The 18359-nt window shown below is 72.3% G+C and carries 20 protein-coding genes; 7 read left to right on the plus strand and 13 right to left on the minus strand.

What is annotated here, in order from left to right; genetic code table 11:
* The first annotated feature begins 3 nt into the window (after window positions 1-3).
* The gene (locus ACFHW1_RS21260; RefSeq protein ID WP_416615965.1) at window positions 4-1035 is read left to right on the plus strand and encodes a S1C family serine protease; all 1032 of its coding nucleotides are present in this window, start codon (window positions 4-6) and stop codon (window positions 1033-1035) included.
* A 5-nt stretch (window positions 1036-1040) separates the two neighbouring features.
* On the opposite strand, the gene ACFHW1_RS21265 is transcribed toward ACFHW1_RS21260, so the two are convergent.
* Window positions 1041-1616, minus strand: coding sequence for a DUF3000 domain-containing protein (locus tag ACFHW1_RS21265; protein WP_416555721.1), 576 nt, complete (start codon window positions 1614-1616; stop codon window positions 1041-1043).
* A gap of 170 nt (window positions 1617-1786) precedes the next feature.
* Between ACFHW1_RS21265 and hemE the strand changes: the two genes are divergently transcribed.
* The 4 genes from hemE (at window position 1787) to ACFHW1_RS21285 (ending at window position 5587) form a co-directional block, all read left to right on the plus strand.
* Window positions 1787-2893: a uroporphyrinogen decarboxylase gene (gene hemE / locus ACFHW1_RS21270; RefSeq protein ID WP_416555720.1), complete on the plus strand. Its 1107-nt coding sequence runs from the start codon at window positions 1787-1789 to the stop codon at window positions 2891-2893.
* Window positions 2894-2956: 63 nt separating this feature from the next.
* Window positions 2957-4387, plus strand: a complete 1431-nt coding sequence (gene hemG, locus ACFHW1_RS21275) for a protoporphyrinogen oxidase (protein WP_416555719.1) — start codon at window positions 2957-2959, stop codon at window positions 4385-4387.
* A complete protein-coding gene (gene hemQ, locus ACFHW1_RS21280) occupies window positions 4384-5091 on the plus strand; it encodes a hydrogen peroxide-dependent heme synthase (RefSeq protein ID WP_416555718.1) in 708 nt (235 codons plus the stop codon). The genes hemG and hemQ overlap by 4 nt, the downstream gene beginning before the upstream one ends.
* 115 nt (window positions 5092-5206) lie before the next feature.
* A complete protein-coding gene (locus tag ACFHW1_RS21285; protein WP_416555717.1) occupies window positions 5207-5587 on the plus strand; it encodes a hypothetical protein in 381 nt (126 codons plus the stop codon).
* 105 nt (window positions 5588-5692) lie between these two features.
* On the opposite strand, the gene ACFHW1_RS21290 is transcribed toward ACFHW1_RS21285, so the two are convergent.
* From ACFHW1_RS21290 to msrB, 3 genes are all read right to left on the minus strand, one after another.
* A complete protein-coding gene (locus ACFHW1_RS21290) occupies window positions 5693-6202 on the minus strand; it encodes a GNAT family N-acetyltransferase (protein ID WP_416615968.1) in 510 nt (169 codons plus the stop codon).
* A 20-nt stretch (window positions 6203-6222) separates the two neighbouring features.
* Complete coding sequence (locus ACFHW1_RS21295; RefSeq protein WP_278168181.1) at window positions 6223-6483, minus strand: Prokaryotic metallothionein; 261 nt, start codon at window positions 6481-6483, stop codon at window positions 6223-6225.
* A gap of 122 nt (window positions 6484-6605) precedes the next feature.
* On the minus strand, window positions 6606-7028 hold the full coding sequence (gene msrB, locus ACFHW1_RS21300; RefSeq protein WP_416555715.1) for a peptide-methionine (R)-S-oxide reductase MsrB: 423 nt from the start codon (window positions 7026-7028) through the stop codon (window positions 6606-6608).
* Between the two features lie 69 nt (window positions 7029-7097).
* On the opposite strand from msrB, the gene ligD reads away from it, so the two are divergent.
* Window positions 7098-8135, plus strand: coding sequence for a non-homologous end-joining DNA ligase (gene ligD / locus ACFHW1_RS21305; protein ID WP_416555714.1), 1038 nt, complete (start codon window positions 7098-7100; stop codon window positions 8133-8135).
* Window positions 8136-8172: 37 nt separating this feature from the next.
* On the opposite strand, the gene ACFHW1_RS21310 is transcribed toward ligD, so the two are convergent.
* From ACFHW1_RS21310 to ACFHW1_RS21320, 3 genes are all read right to left on the minus strand, one after another.
* Complete coding sequence (locus tag ACFHW1_RS21310) at window positions 8173-9729, minus strand: alpha/beta hydrolase (RefSeq protein WP_416615970.1); 1557 nt, start codon at window positions 9727-9729, stop codon at window positions 8173-8175.
* Window positions 9726-10778: an ATP-dependent DNA ligase gene (locus ACFHW1_RS21315; protein ID WP_416590822.1), complete on the minus strand. Its 1053-nt coding sequence runs from the start codon at window positions 10776-10778 to the stop codon at window positions 9726-9728. Before ACFHW1_RS21315 ends, ACFHW1_RS21310 begins: the two co-directional genes overlap by 4 nt.
* An 88-nt stretch (window positions 10779-10866) precedes the next feature.
* Window positions 10867-11859 carry a class I SAM-dependent methyltransferase gene (locus ACFHW1_RS21320; protein WP_416555712.1) on the minus strand — a complete coding sequence of 331 codons (993 nt, stop codon included), beginning with the start codon at window positions 11857-11859 and terminating at the stop codon, window positions 10867-10869.
* Between the two features lie 142 nt (window positions 11860-12001).
* On the opposite strand from ACFHW1_RS21320, the gene ACFHW1_RS21325 reads away from it, so the two are divergent.
* Window positions 12002-12532: a DUF1990 family protein gene (locus tag ACFHW1_RS21325; protein WP_416555711.1), complete on the plus strand. Its 531-nt coding sequence runs from the start codon at window positions 12002-12004 to the stop codon at window positions 12530-12532.
* Window positions 12533-12561: 29 nt separating this feature from the next.
* Here ACFHW1_RS21325 and ACFHW1_RS21330 read toward each other — a convergent pair whose 3' ends face one another.
* From ACFHW1_RS21330 to ACFHW1_RS21355, 6 genes are all read right to left on the minus strand, one after another.
* Complete coding sequence (locus ACFHW1_RS21330) at window positions 12562-13500, minus strand: DNA-3-methyladenine glycosylase family protein (RefSeq protein WP_416555710.1); 939 nt, start codon at window positions 13498-13500, stop codon at window positions 12562-12564.
* Between the two features lie 128 nt (window positions 13501-13628).
* Window positions 13629-14432 carry a hypothetical protein gene (locus ACFHW1_RS21335; protein ID WP_416555763.1) on the minus strand — a complete coding sequence of 268 codons (804 nt, stop codon included), beginning with the start codon at window positions 14430-14432 and terminating at the stop codon, window positions 13629-13631.
* Between the two features lie 374 nt (window positions 14433-14806).
* Window positions 14807-15502 (minus strand): hypothetical protein, encoded by a 696-nt coding sequence (locus ACFHW1_RS21340; RefSeq protein WP_416555709.1) that lies wholly within the window; start codon window positions 15500-15502, stop codon window positions 14807-14809.
* 346 nt (window positions 15503-15848) lie between these two features.
* On the minus strand, window positions 15849-16718 hold the full coding sequence (locus ACFHW1_RS21345) for an anti-sigma factor family protein (protein WP_416555708.1): 870 nt from the start codon (window positions 16716-16718) through the stop codon (window positions 15849-15851).
* Window positions 16715-17410: a sigma-70 family RNA polymerase sigma factor gene (locus tag ACFHW1_RS21350; RefSeq protein ID WP_282230040.1), complete on the minus strand. Its 696-nt coding sequence runs from the start codon at window positions 17408-17410 to the stop codon at window positions 16715-16717. The genes ACFHW1_RS21345 and ACFHW1_RS21350 overlap by 4 nt, the downstream gene beginning before the upstream one ends.
* Window positions 17411-17488: 78 nt before the next feature.
* The gene (locus tag ACFHW1_RS21355) at window positions 17489-18346 is read right to left on the minus strand and encodes a spermidine synthase (protein ID WP_416555707.1); all 858 of its coding nucleotides are present in this window, start codon (window positions 18344-18346) and stop codon (window positions 17489-17491) included.
* Window positions 18347-18359: the final 13 nt, after the last annotated feature.

Genomic DNA, 18359 nt, shown 5'->3' on the forward strand with positions numbered 1-18359 from the left:
GATATGACCAGTGGGTACGACGATCCACGCTCCGTCGCTGTCCCCGACGACGCGGGCCCGCGACATGCCGCGCCGGAGGCGCATACGCCGCCGGCGGCCCGCACCGTCGAGGACGCCTACGTCGCCGAGAAGGCTCCTGCCGCCGGCGAGCCGCCATCCGCTCCCGAGGCGTCGATGTCTTGGTCGCCGCCCGGCGCGACCTCGGACCGCCCGGGCTCGTGGGCGCCGCCGGCCGACCAGCTCCGCCGGGTCACCTCGGCCCGGCGGGGATGGCCAGGGGCGACCGCGCTGCTGCTGGTCCTGCTCCTGGCCGGCCTGGCGGGTTTCCAGACGTACCAGATCCGCCAGTTGACCACCCGACTCGCCGAGGTCGACCAGCGGCTGACCCGGGCGCAGGGAGCCGACGCCGACCGCTTCGATCTGGTCGAGGCGCGCGCCGCCGAGCTGGAACGGCAGGTCGGCGCGGCCTTCGACCCCGAGGCGATCGCCACGGCGGTGCTGCCCAGCGTCTTCCGGGTCAGCGCCGGGCGGTTCACCGGCACGGCCTTCGCAGTGGGCGAGTCAGCCGACGGCGGCACCAATCTGCTGACCAACTATCACGTCGTCGAGCCCAGCTATCTGGCCGGCAACCGGCGGGTCTTCCTGGAGCGCGACGGTGAACGAATTGAGGCCGCGGTCGTCGCGGTGGACGAGGACAGCGACGTGGCGCAGCTGCGGACCGACCGTTCCTTCCCCGGCCTGCCGCCAGCTCCCGACGAGGTCAAGTCCGGTCAGCAGATCGTGGTCGTCGGGGCCCCGCTCGGGCTCGTCGACTCGGTGACCACCGGGGTGGTCAGCGCGTTGCGGGACGCCGACGACAGCACCGGCCCGGTCATCCAGTTCGACGCTCCGATCAACCCCGGCAACTCGGGCGGGCCGGTGATCAACAGCGGCAAGCAGGTGGTGGGCATCGCCACCGCGAAGGCCCGCGACGCAGAGGGGATCGGACTGGCTGTGCCTATCAGTACCGCCTGCGACGTGTTCGAGATCTGCTGACCGGGTCAGGCCGTGCCGGCCGACCGCCGCCGGCCCGGCAGCACCGTCACCCCCGGCGGCGGCAGACCGGCGGTCGACGCCAGTAGGGCACACCAGGCCCTCAGATGGGCATCGAGCCCAGTGGTCGACGGCGTCCACGAGGCGCGGATCTCGATGTCGCCACCCGCAGGCGGGCCGGCCAGCTCGCCGAACCGGGTGGAGCAGGTCTGGGTGACCGTGCCGCCCAGCGCGCCGTAGGCCGCCCCGTGGACCTCCAACGCATCGGTCAACCAGGTCCAGCCGACGGTCGGCAGCAGCGGGTCCGCGACCAGGTCAACCTCCAAGTCCGCGGTGACGTAGGTCACCAGGCGCAGAGTGCCCTGCCAGGCGTCGTGTCCGTCCGGGTCGTGCAGCAGGACCAACCGCCCGGTGGCCACCTCGTCCGAGCCACGTAGCACCGTGGCGCTCAACGCGAACGCGTAGGGGGCCAGCCGCTGGGGGGCGCCGACCTCCTCGATCTGGATTTCCTCCCGGGGGGTCACCGCGCGCAGTCCGGCGACGGCGCGGTGGAACGCCTCGGGCAACGCGGTAAGGGGGGCCATGGCCAAAAGCCTAGGCCGCGCTCCCACCAGATGGGGATCGGCGCGCCGGGGTCCAGTGGCGGTGACCGCGACGACAGCGTTTCGCCGGCCAAGGACCGGATCGGGGCGGCCGGACCGGATCGGGGCGGCGGCTGCAAAACAGCCGTGCAGCCGTGACACCATAGGCGCCGATGACCACGACGACGCCGGGCAACGCCGCCCACGACGCGACACCCGACACACCCGCGCGGGCCCCGAACCCGGCGGGACCGCTGGCCACCTCCGCCTTCGTCCGGGCCTGCCGCCGGGAACCGGTGCCGCACACGCCGGTGTGGTTCATGCGCCAGGCCGGTCGTTCGCTGCCCGAGTACCGCCAGCTGCGCAGCGGCATCGGCATGCTGGAGTCCTGCCGGCGGCCGGACCTGGTCGCCGAGATCACCATGCAGCCAGTACGGCGGCACGGCGTGGACGCCGCGATCCTGTTCAGCGACATCGTCGTCCCGGTGGCGGCGGCCGGCGTAGAGTTGGAGATCGTCGCCGGCACCGGGCCGGTCATCGCCGAACCGGTCCGCAGCGCCGCCGACGTCGGTCGGCTTCGTCGGATCACCCCGGATGACATCGGCTTCGTCGACGAGGCGGTTCGGCTGCTCGTCGCCGCGCTCGGTGAGACTCCGCTGATCGGGTTCGCGGGTGCGCCGTTCACCCTGGCCAGCTACCTGGTCGAAGGCGGACCGTCACGTACCCACGGGCGGACCAAGGCCCTGATGTACGGCGATCCGAAGACCTGGCACGCGCTCTGCGCCCGGCTCGCCGAGATCACCCTGGAGTTTCTCCGGGTGCAGGTCGCGGCGGGCGTCGCCGCGATCCAGCTGTTCGACTCCTGGGCCGGGACGCTCTCCGAGGCCGACTACCGTCGGCACGTCCTGCCGCACTCCGCGGCGGTGCTGCACGGCCTGGCCGACGCCGGAGTGCCCCGGATCCATTTCGGAGTGGGGACCGCCGAACTGCTCAAAGCGATGGGCGAGGCCGGCGCGGACGTGGTCGGGGTGGACTGGCGTACCCCGCTGGACGCTGCGACCGCGCGGATCGGCCCGGACCGTGCCGTGCAGGGCAACCTCGACCCGTGTCTGCTGCTAGCGCCGTGGCCGGTGGTGCGCACCGAGGTCCGGCGGGTACTGGCCGACGGGCTCGCCGCCCCCGGACACGTGTTCAACCTCGGTCACGGGGTGCTGCCGGAGACCGACCCCGACGTGCTGACCAGGGTCGTCGACCTGGTGCACGAGACGTCGCAGCGCTGACCCGCGTCACACCCGGGTAGGCCCGGCCGGCGGGCCCGACCGCCCGGGTGGCAAGGTGACGGTATGCAGCAACCGTGGCGGATCGCCGTGGTGGGTGGCGGGATCGCCGGGCTGGCCGCGGCGTTGCGGCTGCGCGACCGGGCACCCGCCGGGACCCGGATCACGGTCTACGAGCAGTCCGACGAGCTGGGCGGCAAGCTGCGTACCAGGGAATTCGCCGGGCTGCCGGTGGAACGCGGTGCCGAGGCGTTCCTGATGCGGGATCCGGCCGGCGGCGACTCCGCCGCGGTCGTGCTTGCCCGCCGGGTCGGCCTCGGCGACCACCTGCGGCACCCGGCGGTCGGCCAGGCGGCGCTGGCCCGGGACGGACGGTTCGTTCCGCTACCCGCCGGGACGCTGATCGGCGTGCCCGGCGACCTCGCGGCGGTGGCCCGGGTGGCCCGCGCCGAACCGGAGCGCGACGCCGACCAGGGCCGGCCGTTGCTGCAGCCGGACGAGGACGTCGCCGTCGGTGAGCTGGTCCGTCGGCAGCTGGGTGACGAGGTCGTCGAGCAACTGGTCGACCCGATGCTCGGCGGGGTGTACGCGGGTCGGGCCGACACCTTGTCGTTGGCCACCACCATCCCCGGACTGGCGACGGCGGCCCGCACGGAACACACCCTGGTCGCGGCGGTCCGGGCGGCGCTGGCCGCCCGGCCACCGGCGGCCGGCGCGCCGGTGTTCGCCACCGTCGACGGCGGGCTGAGCCGGCTGGTGGCGGCGGTCCGGGCCGCGTTGTCGGCCGCCGACGGGGCAGCCGAGGTCCGGTTGCGGACCTCGGCGGTGGTACGGGAGTTGGCCGCCTCGGCGGCCGGCTGGCGGTTGACGGTCGGGCCGACCCGCGGCGCCGAGCGGGTGGACGTCGATGCGGTGGTGCTGGCGGTGCCGGCCCGGCCGGCGGCCCGGCTGCTCGCCGCGGTGGACGCCGCCGCGGCGGTCCGGGTCGGTGCGCTCGAGTACGCCAGCATCGCCCTGGTCACCCTGGCGGTGCCGCAGCTGCAGCTGCCGGAGATCTCCGGCTTCCTGGTGCCGGCGACCGAGCGGACCATTACCAAGGCCGTCACCCTGTTCAGCACCAAGTGGGCCCAGCTGCGACGGTCGGACGGGCTGGCCGTGGTCCGTGCCTCGGTCGGCCGCCACGGCGACGAGCGGCTACTGCAACGCTCCGACGACGAACTGGTCGACGCCGTGCGTGCGGAGCTGACCCGGCTCACCGGCGTCCGGCAGCCGGCCTCCGTGCAGTCGCACGTGCAGCGGTGGGGTGGCGCGCTGCCGCAGTACCCGCCGGGACACCTGAGCCGGGTGGCTGCGGCCCGTCGGTCGCTGCGGTCCGCCGGGCACCGGCTGGCGTTGGCCGGCGCGGCGTACGACGGTATCGGCATCCCGGTGTGCGTGCGGTCCGGCGAGAACGCCGCCGATGAGATCCTGACTAAATTGGAAGGGGAACGCCGATGAGCGGCGACGAGCAGACCAATGCGGCACGGTTGCGTGAGCTGAACTCGACGATCCGGTACACCATGTGGTCGGTGTTCCGGGTCGCCGAGCGGCTGCCGGCGCTGCGCGGCGACATGATCGGTGAGGTCGAGTCGCTGATCGGCGAGCTGACCGCCAAGGACGTCACGGTCCGGGGCACCTACGACGTCGCCGGGCTGCGGGCCGACGCCGACATCATGATCTGGTGGCACGCGGCGGACAGCGACGAGCTGCAGGACGCGTACGGGCGGTTGCGCCGTACGGCGTTGGGCCGCCACCTCGCTCCGGTCTGGTCCCAGCTGGCGCTGCACCGCCCGGCCGAGTTCAACAAGAGTCATGTGCCGGCGTTCCTGGGGGGCGAGCCGGCCCGGGCGTACATCTGCGTGTACCCGTTCGTTCGCTCGTACGAGTGGTACCTGCTGCCGGAGGCGGAGCGGCGAGCGATGCTGGCCGAGCACGGGCAGATGGCCCGGCCGTATCCGGACGTCCGGGCGAACACTGTCGCATCCTTCGCACTCGGCGACTACGAGTGGATACTCGCCTTCGAAGCCGACGAACTACACCGGATCGTCGATCTGATGCGCGACCTGCGGGCCTCGTCGGCGCGGCGGCACGTCCGCGCGGAGGTGCCGTTCTTCACCGGACGGAACCGTACCGTCGCCGACCTGGTCGCAAATCTGCCCTGACGTTTCCCGGGGGCCGGCCCGGGTACCTATCCACTGCCCCCCGAGGTTGCCCGGTCAGCCGACCGGGTCGACCGGACCGGAGAAGGACCACTCATCTGATCCGGAGGAGGGTGTGATGAGTACGCAAGCTCCGACCCGCAACACCACCGCCGTGAACCGGCCGATGACCGGGCAGCCGATGGCCGACGGCCAGGCACACCAGATGGACATGAACGCCGGGACGCGCCCGGCGATCACCCCGGGCACCGAGACGAAGTCGGCGTTCCGCAGCACCGAGTTCTACGTCTACCTGATCGCGGTCGCCGGCGTACTGCTGGCCTCCCAGGTGATCAACCCGGACATCGATGGCGTGCAGGGTACCGCCGGTGGCGGGGACCCCTTCCCGGCCAGCACCGCATGGCTGTACGTCGCGCTGCTGACCATCGGTTACGTGGTCAGCCGAGGGCTGGCCAAGGCCGGCAGCGCCTGGCGGAACTCGGGTGAGCGACAGCGCTGACCCGTGCAGGGCCGCCGACCCGGTGACGGGTATGGCGGACCGGGCCGGCGGCCGCGGTGGACACGTCCATCCGGTCGCCGGTCTTCGCGTGGACCGCCCGGTCGGTCAGGTCCCGCGTCGGTCAGGTCCCGCCGAGTGCACCGCACCGACCGGATCTGCCGCACGGCGCATCGGTGCGTGCCAGATGCCGTCCTCGAGGTACTCCGGTCCGACGACGACGAACCCGTACCGCGCGTACAGCCCGGTCAGGTGGGCCTGGGCGTCGAGCACGCAGGGCCGTCCGGCGGCGAGCCGCAACGCCGCCTCGACGAGCCGACCGGCGTGACCCCGGCCGCGTTCGGTCGCGGCGACGGCCACCCGGCCGATCCTGGCCGTGGGCTCCGCGCCGCCGCCTGGTTCGTCGAGCAGCCGTAGGCAGGCCACCACCGTGTCACCCCGGGACAGCAACAGTTGGCGGGCGTCCGGCTCGATGTCGCGGCCGTCCAGCTCCGGGTACGCGCACCGCTGCTCCACCACGAACACGTCGACCCGTAGCTTGAGCAGCTGGTACAGCACCAACGGCGGCAGTTCGGCGGTGTGCGCGACGTGCTGCGTCAGGCCAGTTTTGGGGGGCACGCCGACGGATGATACGCGGCTCAGCCCGGCCGGCTGCCGACCGCGTCGCGGACCTCGGCACCCTGCTCCTGGTCAACTGCCCGGGCACAGTGGGCGCAGCAGAAGAACCGTCCGGACACCTCGACCCCGTGCCCGACAATCTTGCACTGGCAGTGCTCGCAGATCGGCGCGAGCAGTTGGATCGCGCACTCGAACGAGTCAAAGGTGTAGGTGTCCCCGCTGACCGTCCGAATGTCGAACGCCAGCCAGTAGTCGTTGCCGCAGACCTCACAGGTCGCCATCGTGCTCCTCCCAACGTCAGCCTCATTCGCAGGGTGCGGCATCGGGGAGGCCCGGAACGGGCGAATCGCCGAAATGCTGTGACCGAAATGCTGGGACATGCGCGAGGGAGCGGGGTGGGCCGTCAACTCCGGGTGGCGTCGGTCGCCGGCTCCAGCCGCAGCGCTACCGAGTTCATGCAGTAGCGGGCGTTGCGGGGGGTGTACCGCTCGCCGTCGAACCGGTGCCCGAGGTGCGAGTCGCAGGTGGCGCAGCGCACCTCGGTGCGGACCATGCCGTGCGAGCGGTCCTCGATGTAGCGCACCGACCCGGGCAGCGCCTCGTCGAAGCTCGGCCAGCCACAGTGCGAGTCGAACTTGGTGTCACTGGTGAACAGCGGCGTGTCGCAGGCCCGGCAGTGGTACGTGCCGACCGTCGTGGTCTCGACGTACTCGCCGGACCAGGGTGCCTCGGTGCCGGCCTGACGCAGCACCCGGAACTCCTCGGGGTTGAGCCGCGCCCGCCACTGCTCGTCGGTACGGGGCAGGGACGTCATCTCGTCTGTCATGGTCACTACGGTACGGCGGTACGGCACCGCCGGCCGCCGATCACCGGCCGGCTGGCCTAAGGTCGAGGGGTGACAGGGCAGAGCCGGAGTTTCCGGGCCGCGACCACCGTCGAAGTGGCCGGCCACCAGGTGCGGCTGAGTAGCCCGGACCGGGTGTGCTTCCCCGGGCCGGGGTACACCAAGCGGGACGTGTTCGACTACTACCTGGCCGTCGGCGACGGCATCCTGCGCGCGCTGCGCGACCGTCCCACCACGCTGCAGCGGTTCCCGGACGGCGTCGACGGCGAGATGTTCTTCCAGAAGCGCGTGCCGGCCCGGGGCGTGCCGCCGTGGCTGCGTACCGCCGAGATCAAGTTTCCCAGTGGCCGTACCGCCGACGAACTCTGCCCGGCGGATCTGGCCCACGTCGCCTGGGCCGCGCAGATGGGCACCGTGGTGTTCCACCCCTGGCCGGTCCGGTCCGGTGACGTGGACCGGCCGGACGAGCTGCGGATCGATCTGGACCCGCAGCCGGGTACCGACTTCGCCGACGCGGTGGCGGCCGCGGGCGAGGTCCGGGCGATCCTCGACGAGCTCGGTGCCACCGGGTACCCGAAGACCTCCGGCGGCCGCGGGGTGCACGTCTACCTGCGGATCCAGCCGCGCTGGCTGTTCACCGAGGTCCGTCGGGCGGTGATCGCGTTCGCCCGCGAGGTGCAGCGCCGTCGGCCCGACCTGGTCACCACGTCCTGGTGGAAGGAGGAGCGAGGGCGAAAGGTCTTCATCGACTACAACCAGATGGCCCGGGACCGGACCATCGCCTGTGCCTACTCACTGCGGGCGAACCCCCGCGCCACCGTCTCCACCCCGGTCACCTGGGACGAGTTGACCCGGGCCGAGCCGGACGACTTCGACCTGCGCACCGTACCGCCGCGGCTGGCCGCCGTCGGTGACCCGCACGCCGGGATCGACGACTCGCCGTGGGACATCACCCCGCTGCTGGAGTGGGCCGACCGGGACGACCGCGACGGCGCCGGTGACCTGCCGTACCCGCCGGACCATCCGAAGATGCCCGGCGAGCCGATGCGGGTGCAGCCGTCCCGGGCCCGCCCGGTGCCCGGCGGCTAACCCGCCCAGGTCCGGCCACGTCCGCCCGGGTCTGAGGTCAGGACGAGCATTTCAGGCCGACGTCGGGCACCGTCAGATCGATCAGGTACGCGTCCACCACGTCGGCCACGCAAGCCACGTGCGGGTACGCCGTGTGCCCGTCGCCCTCGTGGGTCACCAGCACGCCGGTGCCGAGCGACTCGGCCAGCCGTGGTGCCTGCTCGTACGGGGTGGCCGGATCACCGGTGGTGCCGACGACGAGGATCGGCGCGGCACCGACCGCAAGACCGACCGGGTACGGGTCGGCCGCGACCGGCCAGTTGGCGCAGGCCAGCAGGCCGACGGCGAGCGCCGGACCGAACGTCGGATGCTGCCGGCGCCACTGCTGCTGCAGCTGCCGGATCTCGTCGGTGCCCAGCGGCACAGCGGCGTCGGCGCAGTTGACCGCAAGGTTGGCGGTGAACAGGTTGCCGTACCGGCCGTCGTCGCCGCGACCGGTGTAGCCGTCGGCGAGGTCGAACACCGGGCCCGGGTCGCCGTCGCCCAGCTCAGCCAGCGCCCGGCCCAGCCGTGGCCAGCCGCTGCGGTCGTACAGCGAGGCGACCACGGCGTAGAAGATCCAGCCGGCGGTGGCCGCCCGGCCGTCCGCCCCGGTGACCGGGCCCTGCCGGGCCCGGTCCATCGCCGCGGCCAGCGTGCCGGCCGGGTCGGCGCTGATCGGGCAGTCCGCCGGTGCGCCGGAACACCACCGCCCGAAGGCGGCGAACGCCCGTTCGAAGCCGGCGGCCTGGCTCAGTGACCCGGCGACCGGGTCCTGCCCCGGGTCGATCGCGCCGTCGAGCACCAGCGCGCGGACCCGGTGCGGGAACAGGTGCGCGTAGGTGGCTCCCAGCAGGCTCCCGTACGAGTAGCCGAGGAAGGTCAGCTGCTCGTCGCCGACCGCCGCCCGCACCGCGTCCAGATCCCGGGCGGTCTGATGGGTGGAGTACGCGGTGAGCCGCTCGCCGTAGCGCGCCGCGCAGCCGGCCGCGATCCGTTGACCGAGCGCGGCGGCCTCGGCGAAGGCGGCCGGGTCACGGGGATCCGGGTCCGCCCCGAAGGTGGCGTCCCAGTCGCTGTCGTCGACGCAGTCGACGGGGTCGGAGCGGCCGGCTCCGCGCGGGTCGAAGCCGACCAGGTCGAACCGGCGCAGCACCGTCTCCGGTAGGCCGCCGAGCCGTTCGCCGAGCGCCAACCGGGCGGCGGCGTCCACCCCGGAGACACCGGGCCCGCCTGGGTTGACCACCAGTGTGCCGATGCGGTCCTGCTGCCGGGCCGACCGGGCCCGGATCAGCGCGACCGAAAGGGTGCCGGCGGTGGGACCGGCGGCCCAGTCGACCGGTACGTCGATCGTGGCGCAGTCGTAGCGCAGCCCGTCGGGTGGTGGGCCGTACCGCTGCGTGGTCGACTCCGGGCAGGGCTGCCAGTGCGGCGGTGGGTCGGGCCCGCCGGTCGCCCCGGGGTCGGGCCGCGCCGCCGTGCACCCGGTCAGGCCGACCAGCGAACCAACCACGACGGCCGCGACGACAGGCTGCCAGCGGCGCCGGCTCGTGGGCAGCCAGCGGCGCCGGCTCACTGCTGGCTGGTCGGGTCGCCGGCCAGCACCTGGTCCACGTCGAACCGGACCGGTCGGTCCAGCTGGTCGTACCGGCAGGAGGCCGGCTCCCGGTCGGTACGCCAGCGTTGGAACCGTGCGGTGTGCCGGAACCGGTCGCCCTCCATCGCGTCGTAGGCGACCTCGGCGACCAGCTCGGGCCGCAGCGGCTGCCACTCGAGGTTCTTGCCGCCGCTCCACCGGCTCGGGGCGCCCGGAATCCGTTGGCCGGAGCCGTCGTCACCCGACCCCCACGGGTGGTCCGCGGCAGTGGTGCGCAACGGCGCCAGCTCGTCGACGAGCTCCGCGCGCCGGGCGGCGGTGAACGACGCAGACACGCCGACGTGGTGCAGTACCCCGGCGTCGTCGAAGAGCCCGAGCAGCAGTGACCCGACCACCTGGCCGGACTTGTGCCAGCGGAAGCCGGCGACGACCACGTCGGCGGTCCGCCCGTGCTTGACCTTGAACATCGTCCTTTTCCCGGGCTCGTAGCGCAGCTCGGCCGGCTTGGCGATGACGCCGTCGAGGCCGGCGCCTTCGAAGATCTCGAACCAGCGGCGGGCGGTGTCCGGGTCGGTGGTCACCGGGGTCAGATGCACCGGTGCGGTGACCGCCGCCAGCGCGTCGGTCAGCCGGGCCCGGCGGGTGGTGAACGGCTCGTCGAGCAGCACCTCGTCGCCCAGCGCCAGCAGGTCGAAGGCGACGAAGGAAGCCGGGGTCTGCTCGGCGAGCAGCCGCACCCGGGAGGCCGCCGGATGGATCCGTTGGCCGAGCAGGTCGAAGTCGAGCCGGGACCGCCCGGTCTCCGGCCGGATCACCACCAACTCGCCGTCCACCACGCTCCGGGGCGGCAACTGCTGCCGGGCCTGCTCGATGACCTCGGGAAAATACCTGGTCAGCGTCTTTCCGCCGCGACTGGCCAGCTCGACCTGATCACCGTCACGGAAGATGACACAGCGGTAGCCGTCCCACTTGGGCTCGTAGCTCATCCCGGCGGCGACCGGCAGCGTCGCGACCGGTTTCGCCAGCATCGGCTCGATCGGTAGGGCGATCGGGAAAGTCACCCACCCAGTGAACCATCCCGGTCCGACGATCCGCCGGACCGCCGGCCGAGGACGACTAGCGGGACCACCGGACCACGGCACGGACCCGGCGCAACATCGGCCGGACCGGGCGGACCAGCCACGGGAGGCGGCGTGCCGCGCGCCGGTACAACGGCTGGGCCGCCGTCCGCAGCTGCTGACGGGTCGTGTCGAGCTCCGCCCGGGCGGAGCGCAGTTGCTGTTCGAGCTCGGCGAGCCGGGCTGCGGTGATCGTCGCCATCAACTCGTGACCGGTGACCGGTTCGCTGCGGCCGTCCTCGCCGCGTACCAGCCAGGGGCGGTCGCCGTAGACGTCGATCTGATGGCCGGCCAGCGGTACGCCGGCCTTCTCCAGCCCGTCCGGGAACTGCTCGGCGAACATCGCCCGGCAGTGTTTCGCCTGGTCGGCCGAGGTGGCCAGGATCAGCTTGTTGGGCACCAACACGGCGGGCACCAGGCTGCCGCCGTCGCCGAGGTAGCTGAACAGGCCGGTGATCACGCCGAGCCAGTGCCGGTTGAGTACGTCGTCGAGTACCACCAGCCCGTGGTCGACCACGGTCCGTTCGGCGATTCGCAGGTCGCTCACCGTGATCTGGTCGGTGTGGCCACCGTCGATGGAGAAAATCCGGAAGCGGCGCCCGGCGGCGACGAAGCCGGCCTGCTCCAGGTCGAGACTCGACGACTGCACGATGTCGACGTTGTCGCCGGCGCCGTAGGTCGCGAGGTTCTGCTCGAAGATGTCCCGGTCACCGCGTCCGGACTGGTCGAGGTTGGCAGCCTGGTCGTCGAAGACGTCGATGGCGACCGCCCGCTGATCCGCTGGCGCATCCAGGGCGAGGCACAGGAACGATTTGCCGTGGTGAATGCCGATCTCGGCCACGTCGCCGCTCACCCCGGCCCCGCGCTGAGCGGCCTCCACGCCGCTGAGGTACACCGCGGTCGAGACGTTCAGCCAGCCCTTGACCTGGTGCAGACCGGTCCGCAGGTAGCTGGCGGTCCGCTCGGGCAGGACCGGTGTGAACGCTGTCATGGTGGCAGACCATACCGCTGATTACCGCAGCGACAGACGGTCGATCGGAGGACAATCCAGGTGACCGCACCGGCCGTCCTGGTCGGTGTCCTGCTCCGCTCGTCGGCGCCGTCCCGGCGACCGTACGGGAAAGGCGGATCGCGTGCCCAGCTTCACCTATCCGCAGGCCGGCGCCACCGCCGTGCTGCGCGACCAGACCGGATCGGTCCGGCACTCCGTACCGCCGCTGCCGGCGGGCTACCGCCATCTGCGGTCTTGTCGCCGGCTGCGGCCGGGCAGCTTCCCGGCGGCGGCCGAGGCGGTGCTCACCTGGCGGATGCACCGGGCCGCCGGTGCCCGGGTGACGGCGTCGGCTCCCCGCGCCGAGACCGGTGTGCTGGTGACGGTCGGTCTCGGCGTCGGGCCGCTGCGGATCGCCGCGCCGTGCGCGGTGGTGTGGGCGGTCGACGAGCCGGACCTCGCCGGATTCGCGTACGGCACCCTGCCCGGCCATCCGGCCAGTGGCGAGGAGGCGTTCCTGGTGCACCGCGACGGCGACCGGGTGTGGCTGTCGGTGGTGGCGTTCAGCCGGCCGGTGGCGCCGATCATGCGGCTGGCCGGCCCACTGGGTGCGCTGGCACAGCGGGCCTACGCCCACCGGCTGGGCACCGCGCTGCGCCGGCTCACCCGCTGACCGCCGACGGCACGCCGGCCGGCGACGGGTCAGTAGGCGGCGAAGGAACGGACCGGGGCCCGGGGCCCGAACCGGGGCGCCCGCACCCCGGCCAGCTCCAGCAGCAGACAGACCCGACCGCGGTGCCCCCGGAACGGCTCCAGTAGTTCGAGCATCCGGGTGTCGGTCCCGCGGGCCTCGCCGGCCAGCGCCCAGGCCACCGTGTTCGGCAGGTGGTAGTCGCCGACGCTCACCGCGTCGGCCGCGCCGAACGCCACCCGGACCACCTCGGCAGCGGTCCACGGGCCGATCCCGGGCAGCGCGGTCAACCGCCGGGTGGCCGTCTGCGGGTCGCCGCTGTCCGACAACCGGTCGGCGACCGCCGCCGCGCCGCACAGGGCCTGCGCCCGTCGTTGCTCGATACCCAGCGGATGCAGCGACCAGTACGGCGCGGCGGCGAGGGCTGCCGGCTCCGGCGCGACCCAGAGGTCAGCGACCGGGCCGGGAGCTGGTGCGCCGTACCGGCGGACCGTCGCAGCGTACCCGCGGTACGCCTCCGCACCGGTGACCTTCTGCTCCAGCACGGCCCGCAGCAACCGGGGGAACACCTGCCCGGTGGCTGGGAGCCGGACGCCGGCGTAGCGGCGGACCACCGCCGTGACGACCGGATGCCGGCGGGCCATGGGCAGGAAACTGGACACGTCGTCGCGGAGCCCGGCGACCGCATCGGCGATGTCGCAGATCTGGCTGGCGCCGGGTCCGTAGCCGGCGGCGACGAGCTCGCCGCCGTGTCGGCACAGCGCCAGGGTCGCCGGCCCGGCCGGGGTACGGGCGGTCCACCAGAAGGTGTCCGCCAGCCACCGGGCGCACGGATCGTGTCGGCCCATCGCCAGCGTCCGTACCGAGCCGGCTAGCTGGTAGCCGGCCGGCGGCCGCAGCACCCGGACCCGCGCCGGTGCGGCCCCGGACGTCCGTCTTTCCACGACCATGCCGGTCACTGTGCCAGCAGCGGCGGACAGCATCGACGCCGGGACGAGTCTGCTGCTCGTCCCGGCGTCGGTTCGCTGGACCCGGGTTACCTTCGGTCACCGCCGATCACCGTCGGCGACGGCCGACCTCATCGGGTGACGACAACCCGGACCACGTCGAAGGCGGGGATCTGGTTGGCCCGCTGCATCATCGGCACCCGGTGCGAGCCGTCGCCGGCCCACGACGCGCACTGGGCGATGCCGGGGCCGGGCAGGCCGGGCACTTCGACGGTGACCTCGTCGGCGCCGGCGCCACCCCGACCGTCCTCGGTGGCTACGAAGAACGCCGGCACCGGGCCAGGTTCGGGAGCGGTGCGGTTGCTGGTCAGCATCCGGCACGCGGTGTGGAAGTGCCCCCGGGTCAGGCCGTCCTCGGTCAGGAACGAGCTTTCCAGGTAGTAGCCGCCCTGCCCGGCCGGCAGGAACCGGTCGCGTACCAGGTTGCGGGTGCTGATCCGCAGGGTGAACGGTTGGTTCGCGCGTACCCGCCCCGGCGACGAGATGATCATCAGCTGCGGGTTGGTGTCCGCGTCGCCGACCTCGCCGAACGCCGTACTTACACACCGCTCACCGTCCTGGAAACCCTCGTGCGGGTCCAACGAACTGTCGGCGCAGTCGTCGCCGAGGATTTCCAACCCGGCCGGCGTGTCGGTCGGATCGTCGGGGGCGGGGGAGTCCTGGCACTGGTCCGGGCCGCGCTGGCCGTCACCCCAGTGGTGCCGTACGCCGTTGCCGTCCACGGTGGTCCCGGTATCCGCCGGATCGACCGACTCGCTCGGGCTTACACAGACCGCGGCGGCCCGGTCGCGACCACGGTCCCGGTCCCGGTCGCCGCGGGTTCCGGCAGACGAGATCTGGGTCACCGCCACCACGCCGCCGAAGACCGCCAACATCGTTGTCACCGCGATGACGCGGTTGCGGGTGCTACCCGCCGATCTGCCCCGGCGTGTCGGCTGGTCACTGGTACGCCTGCGGCGCTGTGGGCTGTTCACGTGGTGCCACCTCTTTCGTCGAACGCCAATTGGTCGTCCGGGTGCAACGCAGTTGGTGATGGCTGTGGTTCGCCACTGCCGTCGACCGTATGGATGTCACTCCACAACAGTCAACAATCCTTAGAGCAACTACGGAACACTTAGGAGGCACTTAACGCGGGCTTTAAGAACCGGCTCGAGGCGCCGGTGGCGGATCCACCGCAAACGAGGCGACGGCCGGCCGCGCCCTCCCTGGCAACGACCGGCCGCCGCGATTCACGGGCGCCCTGAAAGAGTCAGTAGTCGTAGTCGCCCGAGTCCTCAGAGTCACTGTCGAAGCTGTCCGAGTCCTTGCTGTCGTCGAGGCCCTTGATGTTGTCTCGGCCGTCACCGTCCGGCACCGCAATCGGCTTCGGGGTGCCCTCCGGCAGGCACTCCAGGTTCTTCGTGCCGTCCGGCTGCACGACGTACCAGGTGCCGCCGACACCCTGGCCCTTCCAGTCGCCGGGCTTTTCGTCTCCGGCGTAGTAGTAGATCGGCCAACCGTCGATGGTCAGTTGCCGGGTGCCGTCCGGCCGGTTCACCGTGCCGACCAGCTCCTCGTCCACCCCGGACAGAATGGGGTCGCCGTCGGTCAGCGCCGGCGGCCAGATCTTGGCGCAGTCGCCCTCGCAGTTCGAGGTCGCCGGGTCGTTGGAGTCCTCCTCGAAGCGGTAGAGCAGCCAGCCGTCCTCGTCGGTGACGACGTCACCCATCTTGTCGACGGCCTTGCCGACCAGCTCCTTGGTAAGGTCCTCGTCGGCGACCTCGACCGCGATGTCCTCGGTTTCCACCGGCTCGGGCGCGGCCGACGCCGCGTTCGCCGCGTTGACGACTGGCTGGGCCTGAGCGCCGCCAAAGTCGTCCGGGTTGTAACCTGCCGGGGCGCAACCCGGCAACACGAGTGCCGCCAGCGCGCCTGCGACTATGACGGTCCGCTTTCCCAGTGCCACGTGCCCTCCCTCATTCGTCCACATCGGGCTTCATAAAGGAGTACGCAGCGCATCCCGGTTTGGATCGGTAATGCCGAGTGCACAATTTCACAGCCCGGCGTTGAACCGGGTCGTCGTGTCCTGCGTGCGGCCGGCCGCCGTCATGCCCATCAGGAGCAGAATGCACCGGTTACGGGTCAGCGGCAAACACGTGACGACTGCCAGAGACAGAACAGCCCGCGGGTATCCGTTAATTCGGACACCCACGGGCTGCGCGTACGTCGGATCTGCTGGCGCAGATATCGCGACGCTCGTTCGTGGCGTACGTCAGGAATGGACTTCGACCCTCCGTCCAGGCCGGTACTGTTCAGACCGGTACGGTAACGATCGCGGTGGCGACCCCGGACTGGTCGACCGCCTGGAACTGAATCCGTTCGATGTCGTCCCGGGGCGCCGCCGTCGACGTGCTCAGCAGCAACGGCGCGGGTTGCTCCGCGGTGCCGTACCCGGCCTCGGGCACCGTCCAGGTGGAGAGCACCTCGGCGGTGCCGGAAGCCCGCAGCACCACGATCCGGCACTGCATCGGACCCGGCACCCGGCGTAGCGCGAACGAAACCTGGGTGCCCCACGCGGCTTCCTCCAGCACCACGTCGGCCTCCACCCCGGTGGTGGGGTCGACCGCGTTGAACTTCTCGCCGGTGACCTCCGGACCACCGACCCCGGACTGCGGATCGACCGGTGACGGGCTGGCCGAGACCGACGTCTGCGGCCCGGCCTGCGGCGTCGCCGAACCATCTGACCAGGCCGACCCGGCGTAGAACGAGAAACCGGTGAGCGTCGCCAGCAGCACGAACCCGGCGGCGATCTGTAGCGGGCGGCCCGCGAACAGCCGTCGGGACCTACCGGCGTGGCCGAGCGGACGGACCTGACCGTGGTCGCGACGCTGGTCGGCGTCGGACCGCAGGGCCGGCCGGATCGGCACCGGTGCGCCGCCGTCGCCGTCGTCCGCCCCACCAGCCCGGTTCACACCGGTGGGGCCGGGCTGAGGGAGGACGGGGCTGTCCTCCAACTGGTCGATGTCTACGGCGGACATCAACCCGACGATCGGAATGAGTGACTCCAGCTCTGCCGCGCAGGCCCAGCAGCCGGCGAGATGCTCCTCGAACCGCTCGACGTCGTCGGCATCGAGTGCGCCGAGCGCGTAGGCTCCGACGTCCCAGTGGGCGGACCGTGTCATTCTGTAACCCCCCGCTGTTGCAGCGCCGTCCGCAGCGCTCGTAGCGCGTAGTAGACCCGCGACTTGGCGGTACCCAGTGGCAGCCCCAGCTCCGCGGCCGCCTCCGGGACCGTGCGGCCGCGGAAGTACGTCTCGACCAGGATCTCCCGGTGCGGCTGGCTGAGCGTGCGCAACGCGTCGGCGACGGTCATCTGCCGCAGCACCTGATCGGTGCCGTCGGACTCGGCGAAGCTCTCCAGATCCCGGTCGTACTCCTCGGTCGGGCGAGCCTTCTCGCTGCGGTGGTCGTCGATCGCGATGCGTCGGGCGACGGTCACCAGCCACGGTCGCAGCGACGCCTGGCCCTGCGCGCCGAGCCGGTGGGCGTTGCGCCACGCCCGCAGCAGTGTCTCCTGGACGATGTCCTCGGCCCGTTGCCGGTCCCCCCCGGTGAGCCGTAACACGAATCCCAGTAGCGGCCGGGCGTGCTCTGCGTACAGTGTGCGGACGAGATCGTCCCCGTGGCTGGACTCCGCTGTCCCGGCCTGCTGCCGGCTCCCTGCGGTCCGTGGCGTCACCGGCTCATCATCGCGCTCGGCCGCCCTCCCGTCGATGCTCTGCCAACGTTGTGTGCTGCGGGCCGTGGCCGAACCGTTGCCGGTCACGCCCGGCCGGATCCTCTCCGCCTGCCAGCCGCTGGCGACCGCGTACATCGCAGGACCTCCATCCGACGTCGACATGGCCCGCGGCTGGGGGCCCACCCCGAGGTACGGAGCCGGCCGGCGGACGGATCAACGCCCGCTCGGAAAAATTCCATCCGGTGGCGGCGGCGACGGCTGCGCGGTCGCGTCGGCGATCGGCGACGCCGTCGCGATCAACCGGTCCAGCGCCGCACCGTGCAGCACCCGGCTGGGAAACCAGTCACCGGCGGCCAGCCGGGCCAGCTCCCCGACAGCCGGCACGGCGCGTCCGGCGACCACCACCAGGTTGCCGTACCGGCGCTGGCGCAGCACGGCCGCGTCGGCGACCAGGCAGATGCCGGGCAGCACCTGCCGTACCGACGCCAGATGCCGGCGGGCCCAGCCCAGCGGCGGGCCGTCAGCCACGTTGGACAGCAGTTGCCCGCCGGGTGCGAGTACCCGGGCGACCTCGGTGACGAACTCGACCGAGGTCAGCCGTGCCGGAGTGCGGGCACCGGCGAACACGTCCGCGATCACCAGGTCGTAGCTGTCCGTGCGAGCCTGCTCGACGGCGGACCGTGCGTCACCGACCCGGACCCGCAGATTGCGGTCGGCCGGCCAGGGCAGTTCGCGGCGGACCAGCTCGGTCAACGCGGCGTCGATCTCCACTACCCGCTGGCTCGACCCGGGACGGGTGGCGGCCAGGTAGCGCGGCAGGGTCAGCCCACCGCCGCCCAGGTGCAGCACGCGCAGTGGGGCACCGGCCGGGGCGGCCAGGTCGATCGCCGCGGCGATCCGGCGGACGTACTCGAACTCCAGGTGTGTCGGATCGTCGAGATCGACGTGGGACTGCTGGGTGCCGTCCAACAGCAGGGTGTACGCCCGCCGCCGGTCCGGGTCCGGAACGAGCCGCGCGGTGCCGGTGTCTACCTGGACCGCGGGCGGCGTTGTCCTGCGGGTACGGCCCATCGGCACAGTATGC

The organism is Micromonospora sp. LOL_014 (assembly GCF_048060245.1).
In the GTDB taxonomy this organism is placed as follows: Bacteria; Actinomycetota; Actinomycetes; order Mycobacteriales; family Micromonosporaceae; genus Micromonospora_E.